This is a genomic window from Bacteroides sp. (genome assembly GCF_030151085.1).
Classification (GTDB): Bacteria; Bacteroidota; Bacteroidia; order Bacteroidales; family Bacteroidaceae; genus Bacteroides.
On record NZ_JASLER010000051.1, the window covers coordinates 1 to 23,492 of the forward strand.

At 43.1% G+C, this 23,492-nt stretch carries 21 protein-coding genes and 1 tRNA gene; 5 read left to right on the top strand and 17 right to left on the bottom strand.

Annotation, left to right across the window (positions count from 1 at the left end; translation table 11 throughout):
* Window positions 1–302: 302 nt before the first annotated feature.
* From Q1W14_RS09880 to Q1W14_RS09940, 13 genes are all read right to left on the bottom strand, one after another.
* Entirely contained in the window at window positions 303–776 is a 474-nt protein-coding gene (locus Q1W14_RS09880) for an N-acetylmuramoyl-L-alanine amidase (protein WP_300701209.1), read from the bottom strand.
* 78 nt (window positions 777–854) lie between these two features.
* Complete coding sequence (locus Q1W14_RS09885) at window positions 855–965, bottom strand: smalltalk protein (RefSeq protein ID WP_300701211.1); 111 nt, start codon at window positions 963–965, stop codon at window positions 855–857.
* Between the two features lie 125 nt (window positions 966–1,090).
* Window positions 1,091–1,576, bottom strand: a complete 486-nt coding sequence (locus Q1W14_RS09890) for an HU family DNA-binding protein (protein WP_300701213.1) — start codon at window positions 1,574–1,576, stop codon at window positions 1,091–1,093.
* A 186-nt stretch (window positions 1,577–1,762) separates the two neighbouring features.
* On the bottom strand, window positions 1,763–3,157 hold the full coding sequence (gene dnaB, locus Q1W14_RS09895; RefSeq protein ID WP_300701215.1) for a replicative DNA helicase: 1,395 nt from the start codon (window positions 3,155–3,157) through the stop codon (window positions 1,763–1,765).
* On the bottom strand, window positions 3,147–3,773 hold the full coding sequence (locus Q1W14_RS09900) for a hypothetical protein (protein ID WP_300701217.1): 627 nt from the start codon (window positions 3,771–3,773) through the stop codon (window positions 3,147–3,149). The genes dnaB and Q1W14_RS09900 overlap by 11 nt, the downstream gene beginning before the upstream one ends.
* Before the next feature lie 258 nt (window positions 3,774–4,031).
* Window positions 4,032–4,334: a DUF4248 domain-containing protein gene (locus tag Q1W14_RS09905; protein ID WP_300701218.1), complete on the bottom strand. Its 303-nt coding sequence runs from the start codon at window positions 4,332–4,334 to the stop codon at window positions 4,032–4,034.
* Between the two features lie 61 nt (window positions 4,335–4,395).
* Window positions 4,396–4,836, bottom strand: a complete 441-nt coding sequence (locus Q1W14_RS09910) for a hypothetical protein (RefSeq protein ID WP_300701220.1) — start codon at window positions 4,834–4,836, stop codon at window positions 4,396–4,398.
* 205 nt (window positions 4,837–5,041) lie between these two features.
* Complete coding sequence (locus Q1W14_RS09915; RefSeq protein WP_300701221.1) at window positions 5,042–6,901, bottom strand: hypothetical protein; 1,860 nt, start codon at window positions 6,899–6,901, stop codon at window positions 5,042–5,044.
* Between the two features lie 66 nt (window positions 6,902–6,967).
* Window positions 6,968–8,329: a DUF6562 domain-containing protein gene (locus Q1W14_RS09920; protein WP_300701222.1), complete on the bottom strand. Its 1,362-nt coding sequence runs from the start codon at window positions 8,327–8,329 to the stop codon at window positions 6,968–6,970.
* Window positions 8,330–8,336: 7 nt separating this feature from the next.
* Window positions 8,337–9,605 (bottom strand): OmpA family protein, encoded by a 1,269-nt coding sequence (locus Q1W14_RS09925; protein WP_300701223.1) that lies wholly within the window; start codon window positions 9,603–9,605, stop codon window positions 8,337–8,339.
* A gap of 356 nt (window positions 9,606–9,961) precedes the next feature.
* Window positions 9,962–10,975, bottom strand: coding sequence for a phage integrase SAM-like domain-containing protein (locus Q1W14_RS09930; protein ID WP_300701224.1), 1,014 nt, complete (start codon window positions 10,973–10,975; stop codon window positions 9,962–9,964).
* Between the two features lie 129 nt (window positions 10,976–11,104).
* Window positions 11,105–11,443 (bottom strand): hypothetical protein, encoded by a 339-nt coding sequence (locus Q1W14_RS09935; RefSeq protein WP_300701225.1) that lies wholly within the window; start codon window positions 11,441–11,443, stop codon window positions 11,105–11,107.
* Window positions 11,440–11,748 carry a septum formation initiator family protein gene (locus tag Q1W14_RS09940; protein ID WP_300701226.1) on the bottom strand — a complete coding sequence of 103 codons (309 nt, stop codon included), beginning with the start codon at window positions 11,746–11,748 and terminating at the stop codon, window positions 11,440–11,442. Before Q1W14_RS09940 ends, Q1W14_RS09935 begins: the two co-directional genes overlap by 4 nt.
* Window positions 11,749–11,912: 164 nt before the next feature.
* On the opposite strand from Q1W14_RS09940, the gene Q1W14_RS09945 reads away from it, so the two are divergent.
* The 4 genes from Q1W14_RS09945 to Q1W14_RS09960 all read left to right on the top strand — a co-directional run bounded on the left by Q1W14_RS09945 (window position 11,913) and on the right by Q1W14_RS09960 (window position 17,983).
* Window positions 11,913–13,709: a DNA polymerase III subunit gamma/tau gene (locus tag Q1W14_RS09945; protein ID WP_300701228.1), complete on the top strand. Its 1,797-nt coding sequence runs from the start codon at window positions 11,913–11,915 to the stop codon at window positions 13,707–13,709.
* A 129-nt stretch (window positions 13,710–13,838) separates the two neighbouring features.
* Window positions 13,839–15,722 carry an ATP-binding protein gene (locus tag Q1W14_RS09950; RefSeq protein WP_300701230.1) on the top strand — a complete coding sequence of 628 codons (1,884 nt, stop codon included), beginning with the start codon at window positions 13,839–13,841 and terminating at the stop codon, window positions 15,720–15,722.
* On the top strand, window positions 15,719–17,680 hold the full coding sequence (locus Q1W14_RS09955) for a histidine kinase dimerization/phospho-acceptor domain-containing protein (protein ID WP_300701232.1): 1,962 nt from the start codon (window positions 15,719–15,721) through the stop codon (window positions 17,678–17,680). Before Q1W14_RS09950 ends, Q1W14_RS09955 begins: the two co-directional genes overlap by 4 nt.
* A gap of 132 nt (window positions 17,681–17,812) precedes the next feature.
* On the top strand, window positions 17,813–17,983 hold the full coding sequence (locus Q1W14_RS09960) for a 4Fe-4S binding protein (RefSeq protein ID WP_294591116.1): 171 nt from the start codon (window positions 17,813–17,815) through the stop codon (window positions 17,981–17,983).
* A gap of 71 nt (window positions 17,984–18,054) precedes the next feature.
* On the opposite strand, the gene Q1W14_RS09965 is transcribed toward Q1W14_RS09960, so the two are convergent.
* From Q1W14_RS09965 to Q1W14_RS09980, 4 genes are all read right to left on the bottom strand, one after another.
* The gene (locus Q1W14_RS09965; protein ID WP_300701235.1) at window positions 18,055–19,248 is read right to left on the bottom strand and encodes a pyridoxal phosphate-dependent aminotransferase; all 1,194 of its coding nucleotides are present in this window, start codon (window positions 19,246–19,248) and stop codon (window positions 18,055–18,057) included.
* Window positions 19,249–19,331: 83 nt separating this feature from the next.
* Complete coding sequence (locus Q1W14_RS09970; protein ID WP_300701237.1) at window positions 19,332–20,546, bottom strand: bifunctional 3,4-dihydroxy-2-butanone-4-phosphate synthase/GTP cyclohydrolase II; 1,215 nt, start codon at window positions 20,544–20,546, stop codon at window positions 19,332–19,334.
* 7 nt (window positions 20,547–20,553) lie between these two features.
* On the bottom strand, window positions 20,554–22,455 hold the full coding sequence (locus Q1W14_RS09975) for an LptF/LptG family permease (RefSeq protein WP_300701240.1): 1,902 nt from the start codon (window positions 22,453–22,455) through the stop codon (window positions 20,554–20,556).
* Window positions 22,456–22,531: 76 nt separating this feature from the next.
* Entirely contained in the window at window positions 22,532–22,918 is a 387-nt protein-coding gene (locus Q1W14_RS09980) for an START-like domain-containing protein (protein WP_300701242.1), read from the bottom strand.
* Between the two features lie 257 nt (window positions 22,919–23,175).
* Between Q1W14_RS09980 and Q1W14_RS09985 the strand changes: the two genes are divergently transcribed.
* Window positions 23,176–23,249, top strand: a tRNA-Met gene (locus Q1W14_RS09985).
* The last annotated feature ends 243 nt before the right edge of the window (window positions 23,250–23,492 follow it).

Here is a 23,492-nt window from a genome sequence, read left to right on the forward strand (position 1 = left end):
TTTACATTTAATTTCAAATTAAGTTGTAAACGGCTGATACAAAGAGATGTTATAAAGCAGGGTTTTAAAAGGAGGTATGCACGAGAACAAGACACGACACATTATTATATATGCGTGCGCGTATGCAAAGGGAAGCGGAAGAAATTTGCATCCAAATGCACACTTGCTCCGCTACAGCTCCGCTATAACCCTGCTATTTCTCCCCTTAGAGGGTAATGTAAGCGGAGAAATAGCGGAGCGGGTATAGTTCAGACATACGCTATCTGTATCTAGATAATGAAGTGCGCAGCTAAATCAGCATTTCACAAATAAGCAGGATTACCAGGCACGGGGTCAGAAAGGATACTTGAAGCATCAAAGCACGGACATTCTTTTATCCACTCCTCGGGTTCTATCTCACCATTATGATTCAAATCAGGGCTGAGGTCACGATGACCGCAAAGGCGGGAACCGGGATAATCTCTTAATAGCAACATAACAAGTACCCGTAGCGAGTGTTTCTGAAAAGAAGTACGGGTATCAGCGGGACGACCGTTCTCATCCAGTCCGCCTTCATAACAGATACCGATTGAATTCGCGTTGTGCCCCTTGGAGTGTACTCCCGGTTTTTCAACAGGTCTTAAAGATTTAATGTCTCCATTCTTCCTTATATAATAATGATAACCTGCGCCGGAGAATCCCCGGCGCAGGTGGTCTGTTGTCAAATCATACTCCGTATAGCAACGGTCACAGCGACTGGCGGAGCAGTGGACAACGATAAGATTGATTGGTCTCATATAATAGTAGTAATAATAACAGCCTCACCTCCGGCCCTTCTCCGAAAGGGAGGGGAGGCAGAGAGATGGGGTTAGGTTTTAAATCAGGTTATAGGGGCAGGCGTGAGCTCCGAGGGCGCCAAGTAGGGCCGAAGCAAGAGCAATGATCACTTTCAATACATAATCCCAGGTAGATGATTTCTTATTCATAGAATAAAGGTTTAGGGTGATAATACATTTTTAATTTCTAATTATAATTTCGGGGATAAACAGACCCCAAGCTACAGAAGTATCACTATCCCCCTCTCTTTCGGAGAGGGGTTAGGGGTGAGGCTTTATCCAAGCGGATTATCATCCTCGTCACCGTGCGATCCACCGCCGGAGCCACCTCCTTCCCCTTCGGTTTTGTCAAGAGAGAAGGTTACGTTCGAAGGGCTCTTGGTCTGCACATTGCTGTTATTCACCAACCTAAGCTCCTTGTCGGGAGAAAAACGGATATTCACCTTCTTGATATTCTTCACCGTACACTTGTCCGAAGCTTCTACGCCGGGACAACGGAAAGTCATGTGGAAGGTTCCCAGTTGGTTCAGCTTCACCTTGTCACCGTTGGCAAGATTTGCTTGGATTTCTTCTACCAGAGCCTCGATGACATGTTTCACGTCACCCTTGGTCATGGAACAATTCTTCTGGATAGAAGCGGCAAGAACATCGATATCCACCGTGCCACAAGTCTTGGGTTTCTGCCGGAGGTAATACAATAACGGAGAGGCTTTGTCACTCACAATTCTTCTGCGCTGAAAGCGCTCTACAAGTACATCCATAATTTAACAGTTAAGGTTTAAGTTAAGAAAAATAATTTATTAAATAAAAGTGGGAAAGAAGAGGGATAAGGCGCCTGAATCAATGATTATTCCTTGTCTTAAGCACATAACAAAGATACAAAACAAGAGAGGCAAAGTCAAGTGTTTTGCCAATTATTTTCATATTATCAATCAATTATTTGCCTATTATTTCGCATTCCTCATCATCCACTCCAAAGGTGGCACATAGTCTACCAGTTTTGTCATGCTGGCGTTGTGGTGGAAGTAGACTTCGCCGGTTTCACCGTTGCGGTGCTTGGCTACGATGACGATACCCAGACCGTCCGTGGGATAAGTACTCTTCTTGTCAGTGGCTTTGCCGTAGAGGGCGGGACGGCAGAGGAGCATCACCATATCGGCATCTTGCTCGATGGCCCCGCTTTCACGGAGGTTGCTCAGGGTGGGACGGTGGTCGATGGTGCCGTCGGGCACACGGTTCAACTGACTGAGGAGCAATACGGGGATGTTCAGTTCTTTGGCAAGGAGTTTGGCTTTGCGGCTGGTCTGCGCCACTTCTTGTTCACGGTTGCGGTTTTTCTGGTCGGTCTTCATGTCGCAGAGTTGCAGGTAGTCCAGGATGACAAGATCGCATAGACCTTTGCTTTTCAACAGGCGGCAGGACGAGCGCACACGGTCCATGCCGGTGACCGAATGGTCGTCTATCAGGATGGGCAGACGGGCCAGTCCGGCAGAAGCCTCGTGCACCCGGTGGAGTTCACCGGGAGTCAGTTGTCCGCTACGCAGGTGTTGGGGATCGACGTCGTCGGTGGCGGCAAGCAGCCAACGGTCGCCCAGACGTTCTCCCTGCATTTCGAGACTGAAGACTACTACGTGATGTCCGGCGGTGGCGGCGGCACGTGCCAGGTGCAGGGCAAAGGCGGTCTTGCCCACCGAAGGGCGGGCGGCAAGGATATCCAGATCACCATTTTGCCAGCCGGCAGTAATACGATCCAGATCGGTGAAGCCGGTGGGGATGCCGGTGATACCGTCCTTGCCGGTAGCTACACGTTGTTCTACTTCGTTGATGGTATCCTGCATCAGGCATTCCATATCGCGCAGGTGTTCGTTCACACCGCTTGTATTTTCCAGACTTTCGAGCAGTTGGTGGGCTTGGGTCAGGACGTCGTCGATGTCCATTGTTTCGTCGGCAGCGGATGCCAGCAGTTGGTGGAAGCCCAGGATCATCTGCTGACGCATGTACAGTTGCCTCAAGATGCACACGTGATACTCCAGGTGGGCGGAGGAGGCGACTTTAGAGCTGATACGCGTCAGTTCGTAGGCGCCACCCACGGCTTCGAGTTTGCCACGGGAGGCGAGTTCGGTCTTTACGGTGATGATGTCGATGGCTTTGCCGGCACGGTACATGCTCAGCAGGGCGGCGAAGATTTCCTGGTTACGGAGTTCGTAGAACATCTCCGGGTGCAATTTGTCAGCCACAAGAGGCAGGGCGGCGCGTTCTATCAGGCAGGCACTCAGGATGGCTTCTTCTATCTCGGCATCGTGCGGATTCACGATGCCGGTGGTCGGGTTATCAGTCTTCATACTCGTCTTTAAAAGATTTGTCGGCCAGATAGCTAGCGGCTTGTTTACAGTATCTGGAGCTGCTCAGGTGGTCGTGATATTCGTCGATATTGGCTATGGCGAGGCGTTTTTCTTCGACAGAGAGTTTTTTCCACTCGCGGCGGGCACGGCCGATGTTCACTTTGTCGTGCTCGGTGATGTCGTGGTATTGCTGCCAGAAGCTATCGAAGCCTTCGTTGCCGGTATCTTTGCGCTTGCACGACTGCGGACGTGATTTACCGGTCAGCAGGTCATAGTCGGGGATACGGATGTGGGTGACAAAGGGGTTCACCAGTTTCTCGATCAGCCCCAGGGTGAACATACTATTGAAGAAGTAGCGGGTGTGGCTACGATTCCAACCCAGGATTTCAGCCCAATGACTGAGGGACAAGACCGATTCGCCACGCATACACTCGAAGTGATGTCCTTTGATGCAGCATCGTGTAGAACTGTAGTTGACGTGTTTCAATACCAGAAAAAAAGCTTCGAAGTTATCGGCAGCTCCTTCATTCTTTTTCATTTTCATTTGTTCCTCAAACAATGCTTTGGGGAAGAGGAGATAGCCTTTTTGCAGCATTTCCATAGTCAGGTAACTCATATTTTTATCTCTTTTTTGATGATTATGCCGCAAAGTTACTGCCCGCCACGGGGGAAAACAATTCGTAGTTGGCATTTGGTCAAAAGATGATAAAAAAGCCACTTTTGTACATATTTGCTTCTGCACAACAAACTGCACAGTAGCCACCCCACCGGAGACGCCTGTTCATCAGCATTACAGAATGTGGCCGAAAACCATTCTGCACAGTCTTCAGCCACATAAATAATATATATAAAATAACTAATGCATTAAAATGCATTATATCTTTCGGAAGTTTTTAGGAACGGCAAGATAAGGATTCTTCTCTATCATCAGTTCCACAGCCGAAGGTAATCCCCAATGGCGCACGATGGCGGAACTCTGTATCGGAGTGAGATGGGTGGTTTTGGCTGTATAGCCTGCGTCTACAAGTTCTTGCATCAGCTGCGAATGTTCTTTCAAAGTTGTCCGCATGGCCTTCACAGCCGAATTGCTGCAGGCATAATTAGGGAAATAGGCATTAGCCACGGCAGTGATGTTATGGCAGCCCACAAGCAGCCAATCGTAATTTTCTGAAATCATGTTCATTTCTTTTATTAGTAAAACATCGCAAAATTACGACAAACCTAAAGAACGGAAAAAACTAATTGATACACGTGAGATATAAATCCAGTTCGCGCTTAAAGTAGTTCAAAATGGTGCAAGGAGAAAGAACACGCCGGGTCGAGGTGTGTCTATGGCTCTCGATGGTATAACGTGCACCGATGGCGAGGCAGAACCAACTATAATTGAGCGTGCGATGAAAGTGGTGCTGAAAATACTGGTAGATGGCTACGGCACGCTCGAAGAAAGAAAGTGCCTGATGGCCGGGGATCCGTTTAGGAGGTACTGCTTCGGCATGTTCCATCTGTTGCAAGGTATATTCCAGTTGCTCTATATCGTTTTGGGTATTGGTCATGGTTTGCTCCAATTTCGCCCGGCGCATCTGCTGTTTGGCGAGTCGTTCTTTCTTTTTTTCCAAGAGTTCGCGCACGTCGGTTGTATTCATTTTTATACCTTTGCTTCTTACAGTGGTGGCTTTCATTGTCTATTTGTTTTACGAATTTTAGGTTGATAGAAATGCATCATGCGTTGGCATGAAATGCATCATCCGTTTACCCCAAACGGATGATGTGTTTGGGGCAAACGGATGATGTGTTTTTAAATAATAGATGATCGGATTAGGAAATCCTTATACTAATGACCGGCGGAGAGGAAAATCCGCCGGGACGGGGCTGCTGACTTAGTACTTATTGTGTCACTTTCTCCAGTGTTCCATCTGCTTTGAACTTATAGCCAACTGCACCTGGCAGGTTGGTATTCAACCAGCTGATTTCATCGGTAATATTGCTTACACTTTTACTTACATCCCATGATGATTGATTACCAACACCTGCGGTAATGCCGCTTATAGCGTGAACACAATAGTTTATATTATCACTTGACATCGCAAAAAATGTTTCAGCTATGCCACCAATAATCCCTCCTATATTGATTGTTGCACTATTGAAAGTGGCCGATGCATAGCAATTTAAAATATCTGGGACCGGTCCTGAAAAAGGTTCACTTATAAGTCCTATTATGCCACCTATGCCAACATTGTCACCCTCTACTGCTCCCTTTTGAGTCAATGTACCTCCATTATAATAACAGGCTTGTATACCAACTGTGGAATTTCCACATATCCCCCCAACGGTTGTACCTGTAATATTCCCTGTTGCGTAGCATCCCACTATCTTAGTGAGCCCTTGCTGATTTCCGGAAAGAGTTCCAACTATACCACCAGCTAAGCCTTTATTTTCTGCCGAGACTACAGCCGAACTGCTACAATTTTCTATTATTGTATTACTGGCAGCCCCTACGATGCCTCCTGCAATCGCATACTGAGAATTATCAGTCACTGTACCGCCTTCTATATGCAAATTCCGTACAGAACCATTGAAGATAAATCCAAAGAAACCGCTATAACCTCCAGAAGTATTGACATTCAGACCAGATATCGTTTTTCCGTTTCCATTGAAACTGCCGGAGAAATAAGCACTACTTGTGTTGCCAATAGGAATCCATGCTTCTTCTTCCAAATCAATATCTGCTGTCAGTGTTATTGTTTTTCCACTGAAGTTTAATTTAGAATATTCACCGTAGGTAGTCAATGTTGTAGGGTCACCGTTCGTCAGTCCCGCCAGTTCTCTCAGTTCTTTCGCAGTACCTATTTCAAAATTGCCGGTTGCTTTGCCCTTTACATACCAACTTTCTTCTTCAGGTTCCAAGTCACCAGCCCAAGTGTCATCACAACTTACCGTCAGTGTTGCACTGTTCTTATCGCTATACTTTCCACTAATATTTGTAGAGTAATTGCGACGGAAGGGAGCATTCGAGATGTCTTTCTTTGTTTCGCTGTCGAGTGTGGCTTCGATGTTCATAAGCGTTTGGTCATCATTGGTGGCAATGATGTAATCCGTAGCAATTACTCCGGTAGTAACAGCATTGCAAGTCAGTTCATGGGTCACTGCTCCGTCTATCTTTGCAACAGTGTAGCCTTCCACGTTCAGCGAGTAGCTTTCGGGATATTTCACCGTTAGCTTACCGGGTGTAGCAGACAATGTTGTGGTTTGCTTGAAGTTCACTTGGGCTACGGCATGGCTCAATGTTACAGCTGTGTACTTTGTAGCATCATCCGTTCCTACTTTGAATTTCGCAACGCCAGCAAAAGCGGCTTTTGTAGCGACTTTACCTGTGGCTATCTTCACTTCTCGCAACTTGGAAGCGTCGAATACGTTGTCCGAACCCTTTGCTGTGCCATAGTCTGCCCAGAAAAGAATGGTGTAGTCTTGACCGTCTTTCAATATCACGTCGAACGTGCCTTCTGCTTGTTCCACCTGTGTGGCTTGTACAGCATCTTTGGAAGTAGTGCCTTCGTACACCTCCATAATGTAACGAGTAGGCTTCACTGTCGGTTCTGTCACTGCACGAGTGTCTACTCCGTCATTCACCGCAATGGTGAAACTCACCGTCTTACTACCCGAAGGGGTAATGGCATTCTCTTCTTGACTGCATCCTATGAACATGGCTGCCATGCCCAACAGTGCGAATAATAAATGTTTCCTCATACTTGTTTGTTCTTTTAATGAGTTGATTATTAGATTGATGTTAGTTCTCTATTTTCATTCTTCTTTTTAGAACTCTACTTCATAGTCTCCACTCCATTCAGTGTCTACCTGCACGCCGCCTACGCCCGCCGTGAGGAAATTACCCGTAACGGTAGTCAGCTGTCCGGCACGATAGTCAATCCGCACGCCATTGATACCGCTAATAGTCTTGCCGTTGGCATCTTTGAAGAGGATGGTTACGGTGACAAACGACTGCTCGCCATTCACCAATACGAAATCTTTTCCTATGGTGACGGCTTCATTGCTCTGCTGGCTCAATGCGGAATAATAGCCATATCCACCTTCGGAATCGGAAGGTTTCTGGGTACTGATGTTGTAGGCGCAAGGCAGGAAGCCTTCGTAGACGATACTGATTTTGAGGTCTTCGAGGGTGGGGTATTTGCGTTCGGCACGCAGTGCATTGTATTCAGCCACGTCATTTGCCACCAGTCGGTATTTTGCCAACGGGCGGTGCATGGTAACAGCTTCGCTTTGGTCCTTGTTGCCCACGGTAAGGGTGAACGCTTTGGTAAAGGCATCACGGGTGTCAGTATTCCCACGGTATTGGTCTTTACCGAGTATCTTGATGCTCTTGGTGTCGGTGGTGATGTAATGGTTATCAGTGCATGGGTTGGCAGTGTAGTCTGCCCACAGGCGCACATCGTAGTTGCCCGGATTAAGTTGCAGTGCAGAAGTGTAGACGCCTTCGGTGGCAGTAGCCGTTACGAATTCTTCTTTGCGGAGTATACGGGTGTCGGTGTTCTTGTTGTACACTTCAATCACGGCACGCAACTTCAGATTATCATCTGTCGCACGAGTCTTGTTCTGTGCCGCTACAAAGTCCGGCAATGTGGGCGATGGGAAAGTAAGGTTCAACGTCACATTGAAGAAACCTACCGCTTCGCTACCTTTCTTTACATCTATCATTATTTGCGAAACACCTTCTTTTACCTCGTAGCGCACCATGCCGGTGGCAAGTTCGGGATAACTGCCGTTATCGATGGACTTCACCCATTGGCAAAACTCGCCGAATGTCATTTGGGGTAAATCTGCTGCACGGCTCACTACAGGTACACACGATTCTTCGGTGTTCAGTATGGCAAAGATGGTGTAGTAGCCCGATTCCATCAACATACGGTCGAGTGCCAACGACTGCATCGTGGGGTAATAGGTATGCTTCGACAGCATTTCGGACGAATCGAAGAAATAGAGGTGCACGTCTTTCAACGGTGTATCACCGATGGCATCGGTGTTGATACCTACGGTAACGGTGGGGCTGTTATTCGGTGCTTCTCCGGGGATTTCGTGTGCGGTCTTGTCGCACGAGGTCAATATGAAAGCTCCTGTACAAGCCAATCCGAAGAGGGCTTTTTTGAATGTCTGTATCATAAGGCTGTTATTTTTCGAGGATGATTAGTTTGATTTCCGTACGACGGGCTTGGGTATCGTCCTTAGCCTGTGTGTCCACTCCTTTGCCTTGCATGGTAATGCGTGTTTCGGCTATACCTTTATATATAAGGTAGCGTTTCACGGTTTCGGCACGGCGGGCGGAGATGGTTTCATTCCGTGCTTCCGTTCCGGTTGGGTCAGCCCAGCCTACAAGAGTGATTTGCGCTTCGGGATTGTCGGAGAGCGCTTTCAGTAGTTCTACGGTAGTTTTATACTGGCTCTGTTCGATGTATTCACATTGACCACGTGAGAAGTAGATGGCAGTTTCGTAAGCCGTCTTTTCAATAGGCTGATTTGCGGATTGTGCAGGTTGTGCTGTTTCAACCTTTGCTTCTGCCTTCGGCTGTGGAACTTCTTCACGGGCAACCGTCTGTTCGGGTTCAGCTGTTACCGCCACCGTAGGTTGTGGAGCTACAGGGGCTACTTCCATCGTTTTTTGCTTCTTGCTCTTGCAGCTTTTACCCAATGAGAAAGTTATCTTTATGCCTGTGTCCCAAGTGTAATTGGTGTTGTGCTCCGTTTGAGGCATAGCATCAATGCCTTTGCCCGTGAGGTAAGTCATTCCAGTGTACAGACGCAGGTTTATCCGTTGGCTCATCTGATAGCCTACACCCAAATCGCCACCTACGCCGAAGTGCATTTGTCCGTCACCTTTCAATACGGTGTTCACGCCTTCGGTAGTCTTGATGGTAGCTTTCGAGGCTACACCATACACGGCAGGAGACACAAGAAATGACCATCGGCTTTCGGGACGGAACATACGCACGAAGTCGATATTCAGGTGTAAGCCAAGTTCATAGAGATTGACCGATGAAAACAGGTCGCCGTAACGGTAGTTCTTTGCTCCGGCAAGCGGGGCATAGTAGCGGTTGCCGTCCCCGGCTAGGTAGAGGTCTTTGCAGCAGTCGTATGCGCCCAGCCCTAAATGGCTGTATCGCAGGGAGGCTTCGGTAGAGAGAAAGCGGTTGATGTGATAACCACCCAACAAACCAAAACCATAGCCTATACGGGTTTTGTCCGCACCGAAAGAACAGAATGTGCCACGTCCGAAAGAGAGCCCGGCATCGGCACCGAGGTACCATGGGGATAATTCTTTAGTTTGAGAAGCCGTTCTTTCCTGTGCACGGAGTAATCCCGGAGTTGCAGCTAAGAAGAGTAGAATTAGGGATAAATACCGACAACCGATATTTGCACCCGAAAGATGTTTCCTTTTCATTATGTATATATTTGTTTGTTATTAAGATATTGCCGGGGCGTTACTTCCTAAGTAACGGGAATGGAGCATACTCCGGATAGAGCGCTATCCGCTACAACCACTTTTTTTTATATATTCCTTGGATAAAGGACAGAAAAGAATAGTCTGCTTTGAAACGGTTTAAGGCGGACAAGGTAAAGTTTGTGTTCTCAGAGGAAAAAACTTTTATTGATAAGTCGTGATTCAGTTTTTCTGGCTTTTCAGTAAGTTTGTTTGTTTTGTAAGGAAGTGTTTTTACGTGTTTGGCTAAATAAATACACAAGAGAACATTGTTTTGAAATATTTTTTATACATTTGCAATCAATAATTCCCGTTACTTAGGAAGTAACATTCTCTCTTCGGGTCCCTTTTATCAATGCAGCAATCAGCTCATCATTTATTTCATCAATCCTCTGATTCCTGAAAGGTTTCAGATATGTTTCAGTCACCTTTCCGGAAGAATGTCCCAATGCTTCGGAGATAATACCCACATGCACTCCACGATGATAGACAAGCGTTGCCCACGTATGGCGGGGTGTGTACGAGCTTATCGAAACACCCGGAAAAAGCAACTTGCCGATTATCGACAACTGATGGTTGAAACGCCGCAATGCACGCTGATAACATAAGTAAAGTTCTTCGTCGGTAAGGTATCTGCCGTTCATATCAGCATTTTTTGCTTCAACGGAAAGTATAGGAAACAAGTAGGGAGACGACGGATTACGGTCGCGGAACTTCTCGAACAATTCACGGGCATAGCGGGAAATACGAACTGTAATCTGCTTACCGGTCTTATGGCGGCAGTAACTAATGAAATCACCCTTTACATCACCCTTCTGCAAATGCACCAAGTCAATGAATGGCATGCCCCGTAACAGAAAAGTAAGCAAGAAATAAGCATAGGTACGTTGTATATCTATAGGAATCAATCGGATATCGATTGCAAGCATCTTCTGCATGGCTTCGGGTTCTAACGAGCGCTTGGTAAGCGACATGACACCGGTGTAGACATTCTCGAAAAGTTGTGGTTCGAATACCAACACACCTTTGCGTACAAGGCGATTGTACACCGCCCGTAGGGTACGAATGTATGTAGAGACGGTGTTCCAGCTCGACTGATTGGCTCTTAGCCAGGTTTCGTACTCCTTCAGGGTGCCGGGTTGGAAAATCTCTTCCAGTGTAAACGGAGATCCTTCGGCACTATCCATAAACCGAAGGAAGGAACGGAGCACACATTGATAAACATGCAATGCCGAAAACTTCTTTTCATTGCGCAATTGCTCGAAAATGGGACACATAGCCAAGGCGAGCACCATCGAGTCTTGTTCTTTAAAAACTTCTTTTTCTTCCATAATTCTAATGAATTTAATTTCCGCATAAAGCGTCCGCCTAAAACAGATGTACCTTATGGGATGTTTATGGAAAGATGGGAAAAAAGTTATAAAGAATAGAATAATTATATATAGGTTGTCCGGTTAACTTTATCCTTCTTTTGCTTCCTCCTGCGGAATGCGTATCGACGTATAAAGTTCAAGAATAGCACCTATGGTCAACGCTACAATCCACTCATTACCATTAGTGAAAAGCATGAGTGCACCGGCACCCACCAATATTATTGAACCTAATACTTGCTGAGCACGCAAACGCCTTACATTAGAACTTTTACTCTTAGACGGTGAGTTTATTTGTGCCAAAGCAACTAAAGTAGCACCAACTGTATATATATAAGGTGAAAGCTGCCAACCTGTAATGTAAGAAGTAGCACCTACCAAAACCATAACAGCACCTACAGTGAAAAAAGCGGGTATTAATTGTTTCATTCTTCTATATCTCCTTCAAAAACATAAATATCTTCATTAGGCTTCTTCATCAGGTATTTTTCACGCGCAACCCGTTCAATAGCTCCTGAGTCGACTGCAAGTTCATTGAGGCGCTCTGTATTCTCCTCATATTCCTTGCGATATTTCTCTATTTCATCACGCAGACGACTCTCCTCCCGGGCATACCCCATGCGACGCATAATGCTATTCTCATCCAAAAAGCCAACAATTACCGCAAAGACTACAAGAGTAATAAGATACTTATGCTTGCGGACGAAAGACCAAAGAGAAGCGAGTTTATCCATATTGCCTGTTAATTAATGATTAGAAATTAACGATCACATCAATCAATCTCTAATCTGAGTTTCTTTGAGCACAAAGATAAGAGGAATAACTGAGACTTTTCTTTTTTTTGCTTACATTTGCACAAAAAGCGAAGCGTCTACGCTCTGACAAGAACATCTTGAATATGGAAAATTATATTGTATCAGCACGAAAATACCGCCCTTCGACCTTTGAGTCTGTGGTTGGGCAACGTGCTTTGACCACCACCTTGAAGAATGCCATCGCTACCGGAAAACTAGCTCATGCTTATCTTTTCTGTGGGCCGCGTGGCGTCGGCAAAACTACATGTGCACGTATCTTTGCCAAGACTATTAATTGCATGAGTCCTACAGCAGAGGGTGAAGCGTGTAACCAATGTGAGTCATGTACCGCTTTCAATGAGCAACGGTCTTACAACATTCACGAACTGGATGCTGCTTCCAACAATTCGGTAGACGATATCCGCCAACTGGTAGAGCAGGTCCGCATCCCACCACAGATAGGTAAATATAAAGTGTATATTATTGATGAGGTGCACATGCTATCTGCTTCCGCCTTCAATGCTTTTCTGAAAACGCTGGAAGAGCCACCACGTCACGCTATCTTTATTCTTGCCACTACCGAAAAACATAAAATACTACCTACCATCCTCTCTCGCTGCCAAATATACGATTTTAGTCGTATAGGTGTGGATGACACTGTAGCACACTTAGCTTACGTAGCCTCCAAAGAAGGTATTACTGCCGAACCGGAAGCACTAAACGTCATTGCCCTGAAAGCCGATGGTGGTATGCGCGACGCCTTATCCATTTTTGACCAAGTAGTTAGTTTTACCGGTGGACACATCACTTATATAAGTGTAATAGAAAATCTCAATGTGCTCGATTATGAGTACTATTTTAAACTAACTGATTTCTTCCTCGAAAATAAAGTAAGTGATGCCTTATTGCTTTTGAACGATGTATTGAACAAAGGTTTTGACGGTAGTCATTTCATCACCGGTCTCTCCTCGCACATGCGCGACTTGCTGGTGAGCAAAGATCCTTCTACCTTATCGTTACTGGAAGTGGGTGCAAGTATTCGTGAACGGTATCAGGTACAAGCACAAAAATGCCCGTTACCTTTTCTGTATCGTGCCATGAAACTTTGTAACGACTGCGATTTGAGCTACCGCACCAGCAAAAACAAACGCTTATTAGTAGAGCTAACTTTAATACAAGTAGCTCAGCTGACCGCCGAGGGGGACGATGTGTCTGGTGGGCGTGGCCCTAAACAAGCTATAAAACCCATATTCACGCAGCCTGCAGCCGCTCAGCAGCCACAGGCCAGCCCTGCTATGTCTCAACCACAAGCAGTGGCAACCCCTGCTGTTCAATCAGCAACTCCAGCAAGCAATACCGCCCCTACCCACTCCGCCCCTGCTGCCGTATTAATGGCACAAGGAAAGGAGGAAAAGAAAATTCCTGTAATGAAAATGTCCGGATTGGGTGTATCTATTAAACGCCCCGTTCAGGAAGAAGAACAGAATGTAGCTACTAAAGCCACAACTACACAGCAAAATGTCCAGCCTGAAGAAGATTACATCTTCAATGAAAGAGATGTGAATTATTACTGGCAAGAGTATGCCGGACGCATGCCCATTGAGCAAGTAGCCATAGCCAAACGTATGCAAAACATGCGTGTCACTTTAATCAATGCTACCACTTTCGAAGCAGTAGTTGATAATGAAATTATTGCAAAAGAGTTTACCGCTTTGATACCTGCCCTACAGGATTATTTGCGTACCAAACTCAAAAATAGAAAAGTCACTATGACCGTTCGCATCAGCGCTCCAGCAGAGAAAGTCCGCGTATATGGACGGGTAGAAAAGTTCCAAATGATGGCTCAGAAAAACAGTGCATTATTAGAGTTAAAGGAGGAATTCGGGCTAGAGCTTTACTAGAATTTTAACCACGGTTAAGACAATATAAGATTTTGGGTATTGCCTTAAATAAAATTGATATATTTAATTTTTTATTCTCGCATTTATGTTTACTTTTGCCAATAATAAACAAAAGAGGCAAACGAACATTTGAGAACAAGAGCAATCATATTAGCATTACTTGGGCAGATACTTCTTGCATCGGTCTATAACGTTTATGCTATTACTATCCAAGACAAACAAAAGCTTTTGGAATCATTTGTAGAAAGACAAGTTCTTTATGATGATACCGTTTCTCTTGACAGTGTAATTCTTTGGAGCGAGCAATTACTTCCTTCCATGCGTTCGAAGAGTGACAAGGAGATGTATTTCCTATTACAGCTACAACTTGCAAATGCATATACTTTACGTGGTGATGTCAGTCTGGCAACTGATCGCGCACAATTAATGTATGAAGAAGCCAAAGCATTGAATTATAGTTTTGGAATGGTAGTTGCCAATCAAGCTATCGGAGATGCCTATAACACAATTGCCAACCTAAGTTCAAAAGCTTTGGAGTCCTATCACGATGCCTTGAATGAACTTCAACACATTTCAGTTGTACATCCTTACAGGCCCCAGCTCTTACTGAAGATTTCTAATATTCTGCAACGGAGAGGTCGATTAGAAGAAGCTCAAAAAGTTCTGAAAGAACTGGAAAACATTTTGCGACAGGAACCGGACTATCCCACAGAATTCTTTCTTAATATTGAAAAAACTAATTTTGCCATATCTCATGGACACCTTGCCCAAAGTTATCTTGACGAAGCGTTTGTCCATCTACAAAAAATGGATTCAATCTATCATGCACATCCCGAAAAATTCTATCGGTTCCACCTTGACTACACTACTGCCGCATATTACCGGGCTATGGGAACCTGGGACAAACAGTATTGGAATAAAGCATTAAACATTTATACTCAACTACAAAAAGAATATTCCGGCAATAAACGTTCTACATACTATCGATGGACTTCGATGGAGAAAATCTACCTTTGTAAGATACAAGGAATGACCATGGAGGCATGCCGTATCTATCAGGAATTATATCCACCGATCGATACCCTTGCTTCACAAAATTACATTCGGCAGATAAGTACCGTTAAAGCAAAATATCAAATAGACAAAATTGCGATTGCCAGTAATGAGGAATACAATAAAATCATAAGCAGTATTCTGATAGGAAGTATTATCTTGTTAATAATGTTCTCTTTATTAGCTATTCGGCTGCGAAAACAACAAATCAGAGTAGCTCAATCGACTCGTGACTTAGCCACTTCCCGAACTAATGCTGAAAATGCCACTCGTGCCAAGAGTATTTTTCTCTCAAACATGAGTCATGAAATACGTACTCCATTAAATGCTCTATCCGGTTTTTCCTCCTTATTGACACAAGAAGGGTTAGATACTGAAACAAGAAACCAATGCAACGAAGTCATCCAGCAGAACTCTGAATTGTTGCTGAAACTCATTAATGATGTCATTGATCTTTCAAGCTTAGAGTTCGGTAAATTGCAATTCAGTATCGGAAAACATGATGCGGTAAGTATCTGCCAAAATGTTTTGGATACCGTAAATAAAGTGAAACAAACACAAGCCGAACTCTTATTTTCTACAGAACTGGAAGAAATGATAATAGAGACCGATGATTCTCGCCTGCAACAAGTTTTAATCAATTTATTGATTAACGCCACTAAATTTACTCCACAAGGAAGTATCACGCTAGAATTAAAGATGGATACGGATGGCATTGCTCTATTTTCTGTAACTGATACCGGTTGTGGCATTCCGCGTGATAAACAAGCTACAATCTTCCAACGATTTGAAAAGCTAAACGAAAATGCACAAGGAAGTGGTTTAGGTCTTTCCATTTGCCAACTTATCATAGAACACATTGGTGGAAAAATTTGGATTGACCCGGACTATACCGGAGGATCACGATTCTGCTTTACACATCCTGTTAATCAAGCAAACAGAAAGGAGGCGGAAGAATGAAACGTATCTTTTATATTTTACTGAGTACCTTTTGCTGGCTATTACTGCCTACTTTACATGCAAATGATCTGCAAAAAGAAAGTAAAGACAATTTATTGCGCACTTATCTTGCATCTCCCGCTGACAGTACCAGGTTAGAGGCGTTATACAAGTTAGCCTTATTCGATCAACTGACACCTACTTTCATCTATTACGAAAACAAATTACTGGAAGAAGCTACCATCCAAAAAAATATTCGCTATCAAAGTGCAGCTACTTACGGACATGTCGTTTATTACTATAACCGTTTGGATCAGGAACGTACAGAACAATGGTTGCATAAACTTGAATTATTAGCAGAACAAAACAATTACTACGGTCACTACTTTAAGGGAAAGAAAATGTTGATTGAGTTCTATATCATCAGCCAAAAAATTGAATTAGCCCTCAAGGAATCGCAAGATATGTATGACAAAGCTGAAAAGCTCAACAATAAAAATGGAATGCGCGAAGCATGTCTATGCTTATTGACAGGGTATTTCAATACTTTACGTTATAAAGAAGGACTGGCAGCTTTAAATAAAGCCTTTGAGCTAACAGGACCGGACATCTCGACTATGGACCACGTGGATCTGCTAACCAAAGCCGTTCTAACCTACTCCTATCTGCGCGATAATGAAAATTTATATCGCTATTTGAGCCAGTTGGAAGAAGCCAAAGAAAAATTACGTAAGGAAACTAACCTGACAAACGGCTATTTAAACTTATATCTGCTATTAGACCTTCAGTATTCTTTATATTATACGCGTTGCCAGCAACCGGAAAAAGCATGGGAACATTTACAGAAAGCAGAAGAATATTTATCGCCTTCTACATTTCTGCCCTATCAACTAACACGTCTTGCTGCTTATGCAGAATACTACCAATTAACGAAGGATTATGATAAAGCATTAGTTTACTTAGATGATGCCATTCAACTTATAGCGCCTATCTCTCCGGAAGATGTACAAATTTACGGATTACAGAAAGCAGATTTATTAGTAAAGATGGGACGTCCTGACGAAGCACTGCCCCTTTACAAACAAATAACAAAAACAAAAGACTCATTATACACAGCTTTCTCTGCTTCACAGATAGAGCAAATACAATCCATGTATAATATGGAAAACTTGATACTGCTGAAAGAAAAGCGGCAAAAGACGTTCCATCGTATTTGCCTGGCTACATCTGTAGTTATCATTTTGGTATTAGTATTCTTCAATCTACGCATATATAGTAATCGGAAGAAGTTAGAACAGGATGAAAAGGAGATGCGTAAGCTTGCCTCTATTGCAGAAGAAGCCAATGAAGTGAAAAGCCGTTTCCTTGCCAACATGAGTTACAATATTCGTATTCCGCTTAATAATGTAGTGGGCTTCTCACAATTGCTATCCACAGATACCGAACTTAGCGAGGAGGAACGGAATGATTATTCCGGCATCATCCAGTCCAATTCCACCGAACTGATTCAATTGGTTAATGACGTACTCGATCTATCCCGTTTGGAAGCCAATATGATGAAATTCCAATTGCAAGATTGCAGTGTAGAAGAGTGGTGTAATGACCTCGTTTGTATGACTCAAATGCATAGCGAAGGCAAAATTCAGCTAATATTTGATGCAAAAGTATCAGGGGCAAGTATTCATACGGATCTTAGCCGGTTGACACAAATCGTTTTGAGCACATTACTTTATCCGAACGATTGCAAAGAGCCGCGTAAAGTAAAAATGACATTATTGTATAAGCCGGAAATGAATATCATAACCGGTGAGATTGAAAACAGTCCAATAGCAGATCCTAGATTTGCCAGTCAAAAAGTATCTGTACGTCAAAAAATAAACCAACTATTCTTTGAGCATTTCGGGGGTAGTTATAAATTGAAAGAAACAAAAGGAGGAGGAGTTTCCAACATAATCTTCACCTATCCAACACTTTCCTAAAACGAGTCGACTACCTCCTTATTTAGACCTTATACAAATTAAACGTTTTTAATTAATAATGATAGCAAGTAATGAAGAAAACTGCTATTTTTGTCGAACGAATTAGTACTAATAATTTAAAATCTAAAGAAAATGGCTTACGTAATTAGTGAAGATTGTATTGCTTGCGGAACTTGTATTGACGAGTGTCCGGTAGGCGCTATCTCTGAAGGTGATATCTATTCTATCAATCCCGAAGTTTGCACAGACTGCGGTACTTGCGCAGATGTTTGTCCTTCTGAGGCAATTCACCCGGCAGAATAATACAATCCTTTTAAAGGAAAGAAGGCTCGGTTCTTATGTGGAACCGAGCCTTTATTTCTTGAAATATGATCTTATTTCAGTTTCGCCAATGCTTCTTTTATACGACGAATTGATTCTACGATATTCTCGTCGCTGGTAGCGTAGCTCATACGGATACATTCAGGAGCACCAAAATCGGCACCACCTACACAGGCAACATGTCCTTCTTCCAAAAGATACAAAGCCAAATCACCTGAATTATTGATCGTACGATCACCAAAAGATTTGCCGTAGAATGAATCACATTTCGGGAATAGGTAGAATGCACCTTGAGGAACATTAACTTCAAAACCCGGAACCTCCTTAGCCAACTTCACAATCAGATCACGACGGCGTTCGAAAGCTTTACGCATTTCTTCTACCGGAGCCTGAGAACCTGTATAAGCAGCTTCAGCAGCTTTTTGCGATACAGAGCAAGGACCCGAAGTATATTGACCTTGAAGCTTATTGCAAGCCTTTACAATCCATTCCGGTCCGGCAATAAAACCGATACGCCAGCCAGTCATTGCATACGCTTTAGAAACACCGTTTACAATTACTGTACGCTCCTTCATTTCGGGGAACTGAGCAATACTTTCATGCTTACCTACATAATTGATATGTTCATAAATCTCATCAGCAATAACCGTAACTTGCGGATGTTTAGCTAGTACTTCTGCCAAGCCCTTCAATTCTTCTTTTGTATATACAGAACCGGTAGGATTAGACGGAGAACAAAGAATCAATGCTTTAGTCTTCGGAGTGATAGCAGCGTCAAGTTGTGCAGCTGTAATCTTGAAATCCTGATCGATGCCGGCAGTTACAATCACAGGAGTACCTTCAGCTAACTTTACCATTTCAGGATAGCTCACCCAGTAAGGTGCAGGGACAATTACCTCATCACCCGGATTCACCAATACCATAATGGCATTACAAACAGATTGCTTAGCACCATTAGCGCAAGAAATCTGTGCAGCTGTATATTCCAGACCGTTTTCTTTCTTAAGCTTTTCTACAATAGCATTACGCAAAGCGGGATATCCCGGAACTGGAGAATAGCGAGAGAAGTTATCATCAATCGCTTTTTTTGCAGCCTCTTTAATGTGATCAGGAGTATTGAAATCAGGTTCTCCTACACTCAAGTTTATTACATCAACGCCTTGAGCTTTCAGCTCCGCACTCTTTTGTGACATAGCCAGCGTCGCAGAGGGCGACAAGCTGTTTACACGATCTGACAATTGGTTCATTATTCTATCTATTTTATGGTTATTGCGTGAATTTGGTTGCAAATTAAACGATTTTATCTGATATATGAAAGCAAAACAGTAAATTACTTATTAAAATGCAGTGTATGCCCCATGCGTTCCTTCTTAGTATGAAGGTAGCGTTCATTATATTGATTAGGAGTTGTTTCGATAGGAACATTCTCAGTAATTTGCAAGCCGTATGCTTCCAAGCCAACACGCTTCACAGGGTTATTGGTCATCAGGCGCATTTTGTGTACTCCTATCTCACGAAGAATCTGCGCTCCTACCCCATAATCCCGTTCATCTGCCAAATGGCCTAGACAAGTGTTTGCGTCTACAGTATCCATACCTCCTTCTTGCAATTTATAGGCTTTCATCTTCTCCATCAAACCGATACCACGCCCTTCCTGATTCAAGTATACCACTACACCTTTACCGGCTTTATTAATCATCTCCATAGCTTTGTGTAATTGTTCCCCACAGTCGCAACGTTGAGAACCAAAGATATCACCGGTAGCACAAGAAGAGTGCACACGTACCAAGATAGGTTCATCCGGTTCCCATGTACCTTTAAATATAGCTACATGTTCCAGTCCATTAGATTTCTGACGGAAGGGAATCAAGCGAAAATGTCCGTGTTCGGTCGGCATATCTACTTCTACACCTTTCTCTACAATAGATTCTTGTTTCAGACGATAAGCTATCATATCGCTGATAGAAATCAGCTTCAAGTTATATTTATCTGCCATTTCGCGGAGTTCAGGCAGACGGGCCATTGTTCCATCCTCACTCATAATCTCCATTAATGCACCTGCAGGGTAAAGTCCTGCCAAACGTGCCATATCAATAGTAGCTTCGGTATGACCAGCACGACGCAATACCCCTTTTTCCTGAGCATACAAAGGATTGACGTGTCCCGGACGACCGAAAGTAGCCGGAGTCGATGCCGAATCGGCTAAAGCTTGGATCGTTGCCGCACGGTCGGCAGCAGAAACACCGGTAGTGCAACCTTCCAGTTTATCAATAGTCACTGTAAATGGAGTGCCTAGAACTGAAGTATTATCAGAAACTTGATGAGGTAAATCCAATTCCTTACAACGAGATACGGTGATTGGGGCACAAAGCACACCACGGGCATGCTTCAACATGAAGTTAACTTTTTCAGGAGTAATCAACTCCGCAGCAATAATCAAATCACCTTCGTTCTCACGATCTTCATCGTCTACAACGATCACAAAATTGCCAGCTTTGAAGTCCTCAATAGCTTCCTCTATTTTATCTAACTTTACATTTACCATAATATATTTATTTATTCTGATTGGTTTCAATAATTCTCAATACGTCACCATTGACCTTAATTATTCGCTCCATATCTTTATTCAAGCGAATACGGAATACCCAAATACGGAAATAAAAGAATAATCCTATAGGGAAGACCACTCCGCAAAGCAGGTTCAACCAATAATTTTGGAAAGGACGTATATGAGCATGAACCGCAATAATTGGATAATTGTTCAATGTTGTCAATAAAGCTATGGATTTCGTATTTGACATTTCATCTACTAATCGCTCCATACGGTCATTAATATCCTCAATCTCCTTATCCGGAGCATCATTCATCCATAGTTTGAAATAATTGGGGGCTTTCTTCAATGCTTTCTTTTCGGCATAAGCCCTACAACTTGCCGATAATGCCTGTAAGTCTCCCAGGATACGTGTATAGTCAGGGTCATGAATAATAACATCTTTACGGAATAAATGCCGGACGTTTCGGATACCCACAAGTTTCTTGAACCAGTTTATGTATGCATCAGCATTCAATACTACGGAATCTCTATTAGATTTATAAGTCAGGAAGCCTCCCAATGGTGCCAAAACTGCGGTACTGGTCCACATTCCCATCCAGACTACCCACTGTCCGTCGCGTGCCATTTTAAAGCCCGTATTATTAATAATGTAATATACGATAAAGATTAGAACAGATACAACCACCGGCATCCCTAAACCACCTTTACGAATAATACCGCCGAGAGGGGCACCAATAAAGAAGAAGATAAGACACGCCAGAGATAGTGTGAACTTCTCATGCCAGGAAGTCATGTGTCGACGAAGGCTACTCTCTGTTTGTGAAATAGTAAATCCCTTGAAGCTCCAGTCACTGCCCGCACTTTCTGCACGACTGACTGCAGTAGATATGATCTTTTGCTTCTGCATCAAAGTAGATGCATTAAATAAACTATCGACATTATATTGCCCTATATGAGCCGTTTGTATCTTCAATGTATCTTCTTTAGTCAGATTAGTCACAACCTTATAAGAACTCGCCATTGCCTCGTTAAAATAAGCCCGACCCACACTATCATTTTGGACTTTCATTGAATCAATGCCAGCTTGCAACATTTTCAAATTCTTACTATTGGACTGCCCGCTCATGATACCTGCATCTACCATATTAAAGTCTGAATTAAACTCAATAATGGCATGTTTCTCCCGGAAAGTTTCACGACGATAAGGCACATTATTCTGATTCATATTCTGAGACTTCAGATTTTCGAATTGCTCACCACTGAATAAGTGCAGATAAAGATGCTGCTTGTCTGCCGTCATCTCCAGTTTACCCGAATCAGCCTTGATAATCTGTGCATTTTCAAATCCTTTCTCAAAATTGTAGATCAGGACATCGTACAAGATACCCGTCTTACGGTTCTTATGCTTTACATATAGATTATAGCCTTCTATTTCATCGTAGAACACACCTTCCGGAATATCAACTTCCGGTGACTTCTGTTTCATGGATATAAGTAACGTCCACAACTTAGTCTGTGCTTTGGGTCCTATTACATTCTGAAAATAGAAAGAGACACAACATACAAAGCTGATGAATATAATCAGCGGACGCATAATCTTCAACAAAGAAATACCTGCCGCTTTCATGGCAAGCAGTTCAAAGCGTTCTCCAAAATTTCCAAAAGTGATAAGAGCTGCCAGCAGAATTGCTAGCGGAAGAGATGCGGGTACCAACGTTAGTGCCGAATAAAAGAAAAACTGTGCGAGGACAGTCATTTCCAACCCTTTTCCAACCAATTCATCTACATATCTCCACAAAAATTGCATCATGAAGATGAAAAGGCAGATGAAAAAAGTGCCCATAAAGAGCATACAAAAACTCTTTAGAACAAATATATCTAACTTTTTTATGCGCAGCATTTTACTCGTTTCATGCAATGAAAGCACAAAAGTAGCATAAAAAAGGGAGTACGAGAAATTTTTAATTGAAAGTTAACTAAAAACCACTCGATCTACGCAAAGTATCTACTTGCGACTCCCACAATTCGCGTAAATCATCAATTTCATCTACTTCTGTGAAGTCAGTGATTTCCAACACAAAATCGTTTGTCAACTCATTGTTTGTCATCTTCAATTCAAAGTATTCGCGTTCGTTTTCATCATCCAACCAACGAAAACGGATAAAGGAATAAGCTCGTACAGCAATGATCTCAGCCTCACGTCTTTCTGTTTTCCCCCAAAAGAAGGTAACGATTTTGTCGTCTGACTGCACCTTATCTGCAAACCATCCCTCCAAACCGGTAGGGGTACTTATTGCTGTCCAAAGAATACTTTTAGAAGTTGCATTCAAGAGATATTCCAAATGAAGTTTCTTTCTTTCCATTATTAATTCCGCTAAGTTATTGCGCCAGCCAAGATAAATACTTTTTTCTAATTAGAAAAAATAATTCATTAATATTATTTAGTCGAGCTCTATGTAATAGTCATAACCTATTGATAATGTTATGGAAACCAATAATAAAAAAGATTCTCACAAAATTTCTTTCTTCCGGCATGTGAAAGAAATAACATAAAATCCCTATAAAAGTTTTGGCAATTTAAATAAAAGCTATATCTTTGCACCCGCAATCGAGAAATGATGGCGGGATAGCTCAGCTGGTTAGAGCGCATGATTCATAATCATGAGGTCCCCGGTTCAATCCCGGGTCCCGCTACAAAGTCGAAAGGCTTACAGATAAGACGTTTGGAGGGCTTCCACCTCTGGGCGTTTTTTTTATTTTAGATTATCATTGGTTAGACTTAACCGATTGAAGAATAAACGGATCAATGTAAAAACCTGAGGGGATAAAATTATAATTTTTTATCTTTGCCTGCAAATTAATTGATTATGGAGTTAAATGGTTATCGCCTTCTTCTTCCTGAAGGTACTTTGGATTACTTTGATCTTGTTGATGTGC